Source organism: Mucilaginibacter gynuensis, from assembly GCF_039541195.1.
Lineage (GTDB): Bacteria > Bacteroidota > Bacteroidia > Sphingobacteriales > Sphingobacteriaceae > Mucilaginibacter > Mucilaginibacter gynuensis.
Genome location: NZ_BAABFT010000018.1, coordinates 55,201 through 68,026, shown reverse-complemented (window position 1 = coordinate 68,026; position 12,826 = coordinate 55,201). Strand labels below are relative to the sequence as shown.

The 12,826-nt window shown below is 44.3% G+C and carries 14 protein-coding genes; all 14 read right to left on the bottom strand.

Features of this window, described 5'->3' with window-relative positions:
* Window positions 1-101: 101 nt before the first annotated feature.
* Window positions 102-458, bottom strand: a complete 357-nt coding sequence (locus ABD894_RS23820) for a hypothetical protein (protein ID WP_345213596.1) — start codon at window positions 456-458, stop codon at window positions 102-104.
* Between the two features lie 25 nt (window positions 459-483).
* A complete protein-coding gene (locus ABD894_RS23815; protein ID WP_345213595.1) occupies window positions 484-693 on the bottom strand; it encodes a hypothetical protein in 210 nt (69 codons plus the stop codon).
* Between the two features lie 99 nt (window positions 694-792).
* Window positions 793-2,100 (bottom strand): ammonium transporter, encoded by a 1,308-nt coding sequence (locus tag ABD894_RS23810; RefSeq protein WP_345213594.1) that lies wholly within the window; start codon window positions 2,098-2,100, stop codon window positions 793-795.
* A 107-nt stretch (window positions 2,101-2,207) separates the two neighbouring features.
* The gene (locus tag ABD894_RS23805; RefSeq protein ID WP_345213593.1) at window positions 2,208-3,710 is read right to left on the bottom strand and encodes an NADH-quinone oxidoreductase subunit N; all 1,503 of its coding nucleotides are present in this window, start codon (window positions 3,708-3,710) and stop codon (window positions 2,208-2,210) included.
* Between the two features lie 7 nt (window positions 3,711-3,717).
* Window positions 3,718-5,322 (bottom strand): complex I subunit 4 family protein, encoded by a 1,605-nt coding sequence (locus tag ABD894_RS23800; protein WP_345213592.1) that lies wholly within the window; start codon window positions 5,320-5,322, stop codon window positions 3,718-3,720.
* A gap of 5 nt (window positions 5,323-5,327) precedes the next feature.
* Window positions 5,328-7,388 (bottom strand): NADH-quinone oxidoreductase subunit 5 family protein, encoded by a 2,061-nt coding sequence (locus ABD894_RS23795; RefSeq protein WP_345213591.1) that lies wholly within the window; start codon window positions 7,386-7,388, stop codon window positions 5,328-5,330.
* 2 nt (window positions 7,389-7,390) lie between these two features.
* Window positions 7,391-8,179 carry a TonB-dependent receptor plug domain-containing protein gene (locus tag ABD894_RS23790; RefSeq protein ID WP_345213590.1) on the bottom strand — a complete coding sequence of 263 codons (789 nt, stop codon included), beginning with the start codon at window positions 8,177-8,179 and terminating at the stop codon, window positions 7,391-7,393.
* Window positions 8,179-8,484 (bottom strand): NADH-quinone oxidoreductase subunit NuoK, encoded by a 306-nt coding sequence (nuoK, locus tag ABD894_RS23785; RefSeq protein ID WP_345213589.1) that lies wholly within the window; start codon window positions 8,482-8,484, stop codon window positions 8,179-8,181. The genes ABD894_RS23790 and nuoK overlap by 1 nt, the downstream gene beginning before the upstream one ends.
* Window positions 8,481-9,029, bottom strand: a complete 549-nt coding sequence (locus tag ABD894_RS23780) for an NADH-quinone oxidoreductase subunit J family protein (protein ID WP_345213588.1) — start codon at window positions 9,027-9,029, stop codon at window positions 8,481-8,483. Before ABD894_RS23780 ends, nuoK begins: the two co-directional genes overlap by 4 nt.
* A complete protein-coding gene (locus ABD894_RS23775; protein WP_345213587.1) occupies window positions 9,026-9,616 on the bottom strand; it encodes a 4Fe-4S binding protein in 591 nt (196 codons plus the stop codon). Before ABD894_RS23775 ends, ABD894_RS23780 begins: the two co-directional genes overlap by 4 nt.
* 25 nt (window positions 9,617-9,641) lie before the next feature.
* Entirely contained in the window at window positions 9,642-10,712 is a 1,071-nt protein-coding gene (gene nuoH / locus ABD894_RS23770) for an NADH-quinone oxidoreductase subunit NuoH (protein WP_345213586.1), read from the bottom strand.
* 112 nt (window positions 10,713-10,824) lie between these two features.
* Window positions 10,825-11,655: a glutamate racemase gene (gene murI, locus ABD894_RS23765; RefSeq protein WP_345213585.1), complete on the bottom strand. Its 831-nt coding sequence runs from the start codon at window positions 11,653-11,655 to the stop codon at window positions 10,825-10,827.
* Window positions 11,656-11,720: 65 nt separating this feature from the next.
* Window positions 11,721-12,233: an OmpH/Skp family outer membrane protein gene (locus tag ABD894_RS23760; protein WP_345213584.1), complete on the bottom strand. Its 513-nt coding sequence runs from the start codon at window positions 12,231-12,233 to the stop codon at window positions 11,721-11,723.
* A 48-nt stretch (window positions 12,234-12,281) separates the two neighbouring features.
* Window positions 12,282-12,815, bottom strand: a complete 534-nt coding sequence (locus tag ABD894_RS23755) for an OmpH/Skp family outer membrane protein (protein ID WP_345213583.1) — start codon at window positions 12,813-12,815, stop codon at window positions 12,282-12,284.
* Window positions 12,816-12,826: the final 11 nt, after the last annotated feature.

Here is a 12,826-nt window from a genome sequence, read left to right as displayed (position 1 = left end):
GGTGGCAAAGGTAAACTTTTATCATGAACTCTCCCTATATCGATTGTCATTAATGCGTACTAAAATGCAATTTGTAACAATTCCATTTTAGTAATTGAAAATCAGGCATAAAATGATTTAGTAACCTCAATTGAACCAACTATATGGTCGTTAAACTCTTCCAGATCTTCTGCCGGCACCCATAGTTCGTTATGAATAGGGCCGCCAACATTCTGTATTTCGTACTTTTCGAGATAGACGGCAGGCAGCGAAAACCTCGTTACAAAACCCGAGCCTGATGCAGGCACATTCCAATCGCGGGCTATTTGTATAGCGTACTCTTCGTTGGTTACCGGGTAAAATATCGGCTGCTCCGGCAACCTTGGCGGAAAACGCTTCCAGCCCGATTGTTCTATAAGCGCAAGTTCTTCCGGCCCAACCGGTCTGAATAATGTAGTTAGTGTTGTGCTTGTTACCATAGTCTCTATTAATAAGTTCCAATTATTAAGCTTGTCTGAATTTTTTTATAAGATAGATCATAACCGCAATTAGCGCGATTAATGATAGTACTTCCCACCAGTTAACGGCGAAACCAACGCTATAACCACTCCCCGACTCACTTTCGTTATAAAAATAGGTTAAAACCCTGGTGGCTATCAGGTACGAGAAAGCAATAAAAGTTAACAGAATACCAATTACATAAATGCTTTTCATTAGTGATAAAGTTTGCCCTAATATGCAAAATATCGGTCATAAAAAAGCCTCATTTAAGAGGCTTAGATTATTTATCGTTTGGCAATTACCTGTATATGGTTACAACTTTTCGCCATGCTGGCTAATATCCAAACCAACAATTTCTTCTTCAATGGTTACACGTAAGGGCGATATCATATCGGTGATCTTCAGCAGCAGCATGGAGCCAAAGAACGCGAATACCGAAGTACCTACCAGGGCGATCAGCTGGATAAAGAACAGCTTGGTTTCGCCGAAGAACAAACCGTTACCGTTTACAATACCCGGATTAACGTTGGTATTGGCAAACACACCGGTAAGCACCATACCCACCATACCGCCCACGCCATGGCAAGGGAAAACATCCAGTGTATCGTCAATAGAAGTACGGGTACGCCACTCAACCACCAAATTACTCACCAGTGCCGAGATGATACCGATAGCCAGCGAATGCGGAACCGATACATACCCTGCCGCAGGCGTAATGGCTACCAAGCCCACTACCGCTCCAATACAGGTGCCCATAGCCGATGGTTTCTTTTTACGCAGCATATCAAAAAAGATCCAGGTAACACCTGCCGCGGCAGATGCCGTGGTGCTGGTGGCCAGCGCGGTTACCGCTAAATGATTAGCACCCATTGCCGACCCCGCGTTAAAACCAAACCAACCGAACCATAATAAACCGGTACCAATCATTACATAAGTAATACGCGCCGGGGCATGGTTAGCCTCGTTACGGCGTTTCAAGTACAAGGCCGAAGCCAGCGCTGCCCAACCTGCCGACATGTGTACAACAGTACCGCCCGCAAAATCTAACACGCCTAATTTGGCAAGTATGCCATCGGGATGCCAGGTGCAATGCGCCAGCGGCGAGAATATGAATATCGAGAATAGTATCAGGAAGATAATGTACGAGTTAAAACGGATCCGTTCGGCAAAGGCACCGGTAATAAGCGCCGGGGTAATTATGGCGAACTTTAACTGGTACATGGCAAACAGCAATATCGGGATGGTTGGTGCCGATGGCCAGGTACGCGTGCCCAGCATCCCTTTCATCATAAAAAAGGTGGATGGGTTACCAATTACCCCACCTATGCTATCGCCAAAGGCCAGGCTAAAACCGAAGATACCCCAAAGCACTGTAATGATCACCATACAAACAATGCTTTGCAGCATGGTTGATATCACGTTCTTTTTGTTGACCATACCGCCGTAAAAGAAGGCCAAACCGGGTGTCATGATCAAAACCAGCGCGGTTGACATCAGCATCCAGGCGATATCGGCCTTATCAAAATGCGAAACCTCTTTATTGTCTAAGTCTACAGAAGGAAAAATAAAAGTTAATAATAATATAACTAAAATTACCGAGAAGGGGAAGAAGCGTTTCATTAGCTTTTTAAATAACAAGTTCTAAAAGAGCCGTGAAAATATGATTTTTATTATATAAAATTCAAAAAATGTGATGATTTTTTAATTTTTAAGCTTTATCCCTACACTTATATCCAATTATACAGATAATCGGGAAAAATACCGAGCAAAATAAGTACAAGTGATGCTATTATTGAAAAAACCAATACTTTGTTTAATGATTTTTCTACCGGGATAGCACTATCTTTCTTTTTAAGGAAAAGGTTTAATGGAATTTTAATGTAGTAAAACAGGGCAACAACCGTAGTTATAGCACCCGTAATAAGTAAAATAAGCAGCCATACGTTATGATTGGTTTCATAAACGCCATACACTGCCGAAAAAACGAATAATTTTCCGATGAATCCCGCGCTTACCGGTAATCCGGTTAAGGATATCAGCACAATTACAAAGCAAACCGACGCTACAGGATATTTTAGGCCCAAGCCTTTGTAGTCGCTGATCTTTTCGGCACCGGTAGCATTGGCAAAATAGGTGGCCAGCACCAAAGCCGCTATGTTTGCCAGCGCGTATACTGCCAAATAGTAAATGAGCGAAGCCAATCCCTGCGGCGAAAAAGTAACGATGGCCATCAGCGCGAAGCCGGTATGCCCAATGCTTGAATAAGCCAGCATACGCTTAACATTGTTTTGTGATACGGCGGCAAAGTTACCTGCTACCATGGTTACCACGCCTATAACAGATAGCACCAGCCTAAAATCGAACACGGCCAGCTTATCATAAAATATAAACGACGGCAAAAAGTTAACCAGCAAAGCAAACGCGGCAATTTTAGGCACTGTCGACAGATAAGCCGTAACCGGCGTAGGCGCGCCTTCATACACATCGGGCACCCAAAAATGGACCGGCACAAATGATAACTTAAAGCCTATCCCTACCAATACCAACACTATGGCAAAGGCAATACCCGTCGTATTTACCATGGCCAGTTGTGTGCCGAAATCAGCAAGGGCTATATTTAGCGTGCCTGTAAAACCATAAAGCAGCGAAATACCATACAATAATATTGCCGATGCCGCAGCACCAAACAGCACGTATTTCATCCCCGCCTCGGCACTAAATTTACTTTCCGAACGGTAAGCGGCCATCAGATAAGAGGCGATGGATACCATTTCTATAGATAAATAAATGGCCAGCAGGTTTACCGACATGCACATTAAATGCAGCCCCAAAATAGAGCCTACAACAATGGTATACAAATCGGACAGGCGTTTAGGGTGCGCGCTGAGCTTGTCATCCCAGCCCATATATAATAACAACAGGAACGATACACAGTCTATAAGCAGTTTAAACGTTACCGAGGTACGGTTAAACACCAGCATATCGTTAAACAGCATCTGCACTTCCTCGTTTGAAGCAAGTGAATACTGCTGGATGTCTTTATAAGCAACCAGCAGTATCCCCGTGAAAGCTATAATGCGGCATAATTTTTCTGAGTTTTTACCGAAAAGCAAATCGGTGATCAATACGATGATGAACAGTGCGCTCAGGTATATCTCGGGCATAAAATAAGGTATGCCGTTCCAGATAGACGTTAATTGCTCAGAAAGATATGGCGACAGATCGTGCATTAAATATTTATTTTACCTGTAAAAAGCTGACCAACGCCAGCACGCTATCATTTATCTTATCAAACACCAGCGACGGCATTATACCCAGCACCAGGGCCATAATGGCCAGCGGCACCAACGTTAAGGTTTCACGCAGGTTGATGTCTTGCAGGGCTATGCGCCACACTTCGCCGCCTTTAAACAGCGGTGTGCCAAAAAACATGCGCTGCAATGTCCACAGGAAATAGGCCGCGCTCAGCAGGATCCCTACCGCGCCGCATACAGCCATCCAGTAAGGCAGCAAGCCGTTTACCGTTGGTGATTTAAATACCCCGGCCAGTGAGAAAGCTTCGGCCACAAATGCCGAAAAGCCGGGTAAACCTAATGACGCGAAAAAGGCGATCATTACAAACACGGTATATTTTGGCATCACACTGCCCAATCCCCTGAAATTATAAATATCCCTGTCGTGTACGCGGTTGTACACCACCCCTACCAAAAAGAAAAGCATCGACGATAAAAAGCCGTGGCTCACCATTTGCATTACCGCGCCGCTGATACCCTCGGCAGTTTGTGAGGCAATGGCCAGCAGCACAAAACCCATGTGTGATACCGATGAGTAAGCGATAAGGCGTTTAAGATCGCGCTGTGCCAAGGCGTTGAGCGCGCCGTAGAGTATAGAGATGACACCCAGTAAACCCAGCCAGAAAGCTCCTGAAGTAGCCACTTCGGGGAATATCCCCATACAGATCCGGATGATACCGTAGCCGCCTATCTTCAGCAATACCCCGGCCAAGATAATAGATACCGGCGTTGGCGCTTCCACGTGGGCAACTGGCAGCCAGGTATGCAGGGGCACCGTTGGCACCTTAATGGCAAAAGCGATAAACAGCACCACAAAACCCACGGTACGTGCCGGCATCCCCATAATGGTTTGCTGGTGCAGTGCCGAAAATATAGCCCCGTTGGTGTAGTTGGCCGGATTCATCATTTGCACTATATTGAAGGTATGGTTGCCCGTTGCCGGGTCGGTAACCGACAGATAAAGCCCCACCATTACCAACAGCATAAATACCGAACCAAACAAGGTATACAGGAAGAATTTGATCGCCGCGTATTCGCGCCGTACACCACCCCACATCCCTATCAGGAAGTATAGCGGCAATAACATTAATTCGTAAAACAGGTAAAACAGGAAAAAATCCAACGCGCAAAATACGCCGATAACCGCCATATCCAACAGCAGGAACAACGCGAAAAAGCCTTTCAGGTTGCTCTTTATTTCCCAGGATGCTAAAGCGGCAATTACCATTACCAATGCCGTCATTATCAGCAGGGTTACCGAAATACCGTCAATCCCCACAAAATAATCGATCTGCATACGCCCTACCGAACCAAGGTTGAGGCCTATCCACGGTAGTTTTTGTACAAACTGAAACTGGCTTTCGTTATTGATACCGCCAAAGGCAGCACCCGTTTTAAAATTAAGGTAGATGTAAATACTGATACCCAATTGTAACAGCGTAGCCAAAAGCGTGATGTATTTAAAAGCGCCGCGCCATGCCGATGGCATCAGCAGTATGACGGCTCCGAATATAACAGGTAGAAAAATGAGTAACGATAATATGTTCATCAGGCTCAGATCAGGAATTTTAAAATAAACATTATCAGCACGGCGGCTATCATGGTATATAAATAATACTGCACCCTGCCGCCCTGGAAATTACGCACCAGGTTGCCAATACGCCTAACCAATACGGTAAGCAAATATAAAAAGCCGTTAATAATATAGCGGTCGGCCCACGCGGTAATATTTGATAGTGAAAAGGTTATCCATTTCAGCAGGTCAACTATGCCATCAATCACCGTACGGTCAAACCAGTAAAGCAGGTTACTAAATAGCAGCACAGCTTTTACAATAATATTTTTATAAGCACGATCAATAAACCACTCGTTAAACGACAAGCGGAACAGGAAGCCTTTTTGCGCGAAAGCGAATTTGCCCTGTTTGCCATAAATAGTATAAGCGGCAAACATTACCCCTATGCTTAAAATAGTTACCGTTGCCGGGATGAAAGTATGGTACAGGTTTTCGCGCTCTAAAAGGTTTGATGGTGTAAACGCCTTGTATAACCAGGCATGCTCATAAAGCAAAGGGTGCAGCGAGAACACTACGAACAAACTACACAACGCTAAAAACAGCAAAGGCAATTTATAGTTCCAGCCCCCATCGCTGATGTGGATCTTAATATCACGATTGTTCTCCTGCAACCTAAACTTTCCGAAGAAAACCTTAAAAATAAGCCGGGCAACGTAGAACGCGGTTAGCCAACTGGTGATTAAGGCCAGCACAGGCACCAGCATCAACATACCGCTTTTACCTTCGGCCCATTCAAAGGCCTGTATCAGTATACCGTCTTTAGACAGGTAGCCTGATGTAAGCGGGAAACCTACCAAAGCCAGCGCGCCCAGTAAAGCGGCTATAAAAGTAACCGGTAGTTTTTTACGCAAACCGCCCATGTGATTTATATCCTGCGGATCAATATCCAAATGGTTTTCGTGCTTAATGTGCTGCATCTCGTGGATCACCACACCGGCTACCAAAAACAGCAGGCACTTGAAAAAGGCATGTGTAACCAAATGGAACAAGGAGGAAGCGTAAGCCCCTACCCCCATCGCCATGATCATAAAACCTAATTGCGATATGGTTGAATAAGCCAGCACCCGTTTCAAATCGTTTTGTGTGAGGGCGATGGTTGCCGCCATAAAGGCTGTAAAACAACCGATGATGGCAAAGCCCGTTAATTCATCGGCGTTAAATACCGGGTACACCCTGCCCAGTAAGAACACACCTGCAGCTACCATGGTAGCCGCGTGTATTAATGCCGAAACCGAGGTTGGCCCTTCCATCGCGTCGGGCAGCCAGGTATGCAGCGGGAACTGGGCCGACTTAGCCGCTACCCCCAAAAAGATGCCTGCACAGGCTACATATTGCCAAAATACAGGTATGCTGCCGGTTGGCGCTACCCACAATCCGTTTTGTATAACTGATTTCGCTACCAGTCCGTCCGCAGCAAAAAGCTGCACGAGATCGAACGTATGGTACTGCGCGAAGAAGATCATCATGGCCGATAGCAAACCTACGTCGCCAATACGGTTCATGATGAAAGCCTTTTTATTGGCCTGTACCGCTTTATCTTTAGTAAACCAAAAACCAATGAGCAGATAAGATGAAAAACCTACCAATTCCCAAAAAGCGTAAAGCAGCACCATGCTATCAACCACCACGAGTGCCAGCATACTGAAGCAAAAGAAACTCAAGTAGGTGAAATAGCGGTTGAAGCGCTCGTCGCTGTGCATGTACGCCATGCTGTAGATATGCACCGGCAAGGCGATTACAGATACCAGCGCCAGCATCAATACCGAAAGATTATTGAGCAGCACACCCGCGTAAACTTTAGTAGTGCCAATGGTAAACCACAGGGTTTGGGTATGCACGGTAGTGGTATTCCATATTTGGGCGAAGATGCTTACCGCGAACACCGCGCTCAGTAAAATAGCGATAGTAGAGATCCATCCGGCCACTTTATACCTGCCGGGAATGATATAATTAATGATAGCCGCAAGCAAAGGCAGCGCAACCACCACACAAGTGTGAAAGGTTGATATATGCTCGATATGTGCTACTGCGCTTTCCAAATTTATTTTTTTGTAGTGATAAATAACATTGCAGGTTTTTGGCCGGATACTTTTGGACTTGCTGCACTAAAGTTAATACGCTCAATATTTTTAGAATACAGCTCAAACAAAGTTTTAATACCCTGCTGTTTTTTTTGATGTACTATCGCCCCATTAAGGATATAGATCAACATGTTATCATCATTTTTATGGTCGGCTAAATATTTTTTGTATTGCTTAGAAAATTTACTCAGATTGCTTTTATATCTTGTTACACCGTAAGGAATCGTAATTGCTACAACAATGCTATCTATATTTTTATTTGAAGTAGCACATATTTCGCAATCATCCTTTTTAATAGTTACAATACTCAAAACATCTTTCGGATCAATTTTTTTTAGCTTTTTATCAGATAGCTCCCCATCCAACATGTAGACTATATCATCGGAAGATGGTAATCCTTTTGGACTCCTGATACTATCAACCCGGGTATTCTTTGTGGTGACTAAAATCACACCATTTGCTCCCTTAACACCGTATATAGCGGTAGCAGAAGCATCTTTCAAAATCTCAATTCTTTCAATATTATCGGGTTGTAATACTTTAAAAGTATCAGAAGAAACCTCAATACCATCTACCATATACAAAGGCTCTTTATTATTACTTAAGCTACTTTTAGAAATGAGCCTTATACGTTTTGTTGTATCAGAAACATGCGTATCAGCTGGATCAATTATAACAGTATCTGCACTTTGCGCAAAAACGCTTACCGAGCAAAACAGAAAAATTATAACAATAAGTCTCCTCATCATCAATCTCCCAAATTGTTAACCTTACCGGGGTCGATGGTGTTGTACCGCCTGTAAACATTTAATATAATGGCCAGCGCCACAGCAGTAGTAGCCGCGGCAAGCACTATGGCAAACAAGGCGAATACCTGCCCGCCATTGTTGATCTTATCGTATTTACCAAAGGCTACCAAATTCAAAATAGCCGCGTTCAGCATCAACTCAATACCTATCAGTATTTGAATGGCATTGCGTTTGGCCAATATGATATATAACCCTATGCAAAACAGCGCCGCACTGATGATCAGGAAATCGCTTAAAGTGATCATGCCTGCTGCTCCTTTCTCGACAGGTGTGCCGCCCCTACCAATGCCAGCAGCAACAGTATGGATATGGACTCAAAAGGCAACAGATATTTAGTCATGAGGTTGATGCCGATATTATCTATCAGTTTGGTTTCGGGCTGAATGGCATTACCGCTTTTTACCGATTGCTGGATCCAGTTCAGGCTATCCGGATGCGTACTATACAATACCTTAACCATCACCACAAAAAACAACACGGCCAGTATAATTGCAGGCAGTTTGGTAAGGCTGATGAGCTTATTCTCTGTATCCTGAATAGTATTTAAGGTTTCGCGGCCCGAAAGCATAAACGCGAACAAAATAAGCACCAGGATACCGCCTACGTAGATCACGATCTGGGTAACAGCCACAAAATCGGCCAGCGACAGCACATACAAACCCGCCAGCGCGAACAGCGTTACAAAGAACATAAATATGGACCGCATCAGGTTTTTGCTACCCGCCACATACAATGCCGATGCTATGGCAATAAAGCCCAGCAGGTAGAACAGCACTTTTATTAAAGTCATGCCCCTTCCTCCTTCTTTTGCATAGCGGCTAATTTGGCAGCCTGCTTTTCGGCTTGTTGTTTTTCCAGCAGCAAACGTTTCTCGTTGGCTTCTTCCACCGTCATGTCCGAAAACTGGTAGATCAGGTCGTTCAGTTCAAATACGGTTCGGTCGTACTGGTTGGTCATGGTGATGCACTCGGTTGGGCACACAATAGTGCATAAGCCGCAGTACATACACTTAGCCATATCAATATCAAACTTGGCGGCGTAAAGTCGTTTCACACTCCCGTCGGATGTTTGGCCGATGGCCTCGGTAGCTTTAATGGATTCAATATCGATACAGTTTACCGGGCATATCTTGGCGCACAGGTCGCACACTATGCAGTCGTCCATTTCCACATCCAACTGGTAACGACCCACTTCGGGTACAGGCAATTCCTGCTTAGGGTATTGTATAGTATTGGTGCCTTGCTCTAACTGTTTAAAGTAGTTATCGGCACTAACCGGTTTCATTTCGCGCTTATGGTTTGATGCAAAGAGGTGTTTCATGGTGATGGTTAAACCATGCCATGCCGTTCCAAATCCATTTATAGCGTTCTTTAACATTTCTTTTTCTAAACTTTAATCAACCTCACATTAACCACAAGCGCCATACGCCCGATATAAGCATACAAGCAAACGAAAGCGGCGTTAATATCCTCCAGCAAAGGTTCATCAACTGGTCAACCCGTAAGCGGGGCAGTGTCCACCTGATCCACATTTGCACGCCAACCAATGACAGCGTTTTTATAACAATCCAAAATATACCCCAGGCCGCGTTGGTCGTCCAGTCGGCCAGATGTACCGGCCCCATGTTTGGGAACGGCGTATTCCAGGCACCTAAAAACAATATCACACCTACCATTGATACCAGGAACATCATCGAGTATTCGGCCAGGAACACAAATGCGAAACTTAAACCCGTATATTCGGTATGAAAACCTGACACCAGTTCTGATTCGGCCTCGGGTATATCAAATGGCGCACGGTTGGCCTCGGCCAGCGACGCGATAAAATAGATCACGAAAGCGATAATGAGGTGCGGCGCGCGAAATATATTCCAGCTTAAAACGCCCCCGGTAGTGGTTACATCACAAATGCCTAAAAATTTTATTTTTTCGGCCGAGTAGATACCTTGCTGTGTAGCTACTTCTTGCAGGTCGAGTGTTTGGGCTATCATTACGGCTGATATAAGGGCAAAACCCGCCGGTATTTCGTACGATATAATTTGTGCCGCCGAGCGCATGGCGCCTAACAGCGAGTATTTATTGTTTGATCCCCAACCGGCCATTAGTATGCCCAATGTTTCGATAGAGATAATGGCGAATATATAATACAAGCCAATATTTATACGCGATGGCACCAGTCCCGGCCCCCACGGCAATGCCGCGAAACCCATGTAAACCGCCACAAATATAATCACCGGGGCCAGCAGGAACAACCATTTATCGGCAGCCGCCGGAATGATCATTTCCTTTTGCAGCATTTTTAAAATATCGGCAAAGGTTTGCAGTGAACCAAACTTTCCGGTTTCGGTAGGCCCAAGCCTGTCTTGTATAAATGCCGATACTTTTCGCTCGGCGTATACGCCAAAAAGGGCAAAAAGAGCAGCAAAAGCAAATAAGCCAACCGCGACAGCAAAATATGTAATGTAGAAATTCAAGAGCAAATTTGCGTTTGGTGCAAACTTAACAAATGCTTAGAATAATTCTATATAATTAGTAGATTATGTTAATATACATTTCAACTGTAGTGTCAAAAAAATTAACACGGGCCTATTTCAGTGGTGTAAAGGATGACTGTACAGGGGCCGAAAAAAACAGCGATGCATGATGGTCAAAGTCGGCCGTATCGTCAGATGTGGTGAAGAATGCTTTGGTACCGTTACAGGTAATCCCCGTTTCAATTTCGGGATGGCGTTGCAGGTAATCGGTGAGGCTGGCGGCTACGATATCGCCCTGCGCCACTACATTGATACCGGCAGGCAAATGTGACTGTATTTTATCCTGCAACAAAGGGTAATGCGTGCAGGCCAGCAGCACGGTATCAATACCCGGTGATTGTGCCAGTAACTGATCAAGATACAGCTGTACAAAATAATCGGCACCGGGTTTATCATACTCGCCGGCCTCAATAATTGGCACCCATAGCGCGCAGGCCTGTTGATAAACCTTTACATCGGGGAAAAACTTTTCAATCTCCAGCAGGTACGATTCTGAATTTACTGTTCCGCGGGTACCCAGCACGCCTATTTCTTTTGAGCTGGTATAATTACCAATCACCTCGGCCGTAGGCCTGATCACCCCCAGTACGCGTTGCGTTGGATATGCAGGCTGCAAATCCTGCTGCTGAATAGTGCGTAATGCTTTGGCCGATGCTGTGTTACAAGCCAGTATTACCAGGCCGCAGCCTTGCTTAAACAGCCATTGCACACACTCCCAGGTATATTCGTGTATCACCTTAAAGGTGCGGTTACCGTAAGGAGCCCGCGCGGTATCGCCCAAATAAATGTAATCATACTGCGGTAAAGCGGCTGCTATCGATTTAAATACCGTTAGGCCGCCATAGCCCGAATCAAAAATACCAATGGGTTTATTTGTTAGCACGTGCAAAAATAAAAAAAGCGCCCCGTTATTACGAGGCGCCTTTGTAATAGTTTTATAATTAAATATTATTTCAAACCTAATTTCAATTTTGTTGGTGCAAGCAGGTCATCACCGTCAGGCGATACGATCAAATCAATTTGAGATGAATCTAATACATAAGTATAACCTTTTTCTTTAGCAACCTGGCTAATTGCAGCACGGGCTTTAGTAAATAAAGGTTTAGTTAATTCATTGCTTTTTGCTTCAACTTTAGCACGGGCATCGTTTTGGAAATCACCAATACGTTTTTGCAGATCCTGCAATTCAGTTTCTTTTGAGGTACGGATAGCGTCTGTCATAGTTGCTTTACCTGCTTCGTAAGCCTGACCTTTAGTTTGAAACTCCTGGGTCATGGTTGTATACTGATCTACAAATTGTTTTTGATAAGCATCAAGCTGTGTTTTGATGGTTTTAGTTTCAGGCATCTGATCAATAAGGGCATTGAAGTTAATATGACCAATTTTAGATTGCGCCTGGGCATAGCTTCCAACAAACAACATACCTACTGCCACTAAAGCAACTTTAAATAATCTTTTCATTTTTTGTTCTGTGTGTTTAATAATAGTGCGATTTTATATAAAAATAATTTACTTAGCAAATACTCCGGGCTTTAAACCTAAACGTGTTATCACATCGGCGCTTTTATCCAAACGCGGATTAGCGTACAACATGGTTACATCACTGTTCTTGTCAAATATCATATCAAGTGTTTCGCTCTCGGCTACTGCTTGTATTGCTTTTGACACCCTATCCTGAATAGGTTTAATCAGGGCGTTGCTTTTCTGTGTAAGTTCACCATCGGGGCCAAACTTTAAACGCTGAAAATCTTTCGCCTCTTTCTCTTTACCTACTATCTCTGCCTCACGGCGTTTTTTCATATCAGCGGTCATCAATACCTGGTCGGCCTGGTAGGCTTTATACAGGCGGTCAATTTCCTGAAAACGGCCGTCAACCTCTTTCTGCCACTGCTGTGATAAAGCACCCAGTTGTTTTTGCACCGATGTATATTCGGGTATGTGTTTCAATATATAATCAGAATCAACATAACCAAAACGCTGCGCAAACGCGCTTGTGAATGCAGTAAACGTTAAAAACAGGCCTAAAATTATACTCTTTTTCATTGTTGTAGTAA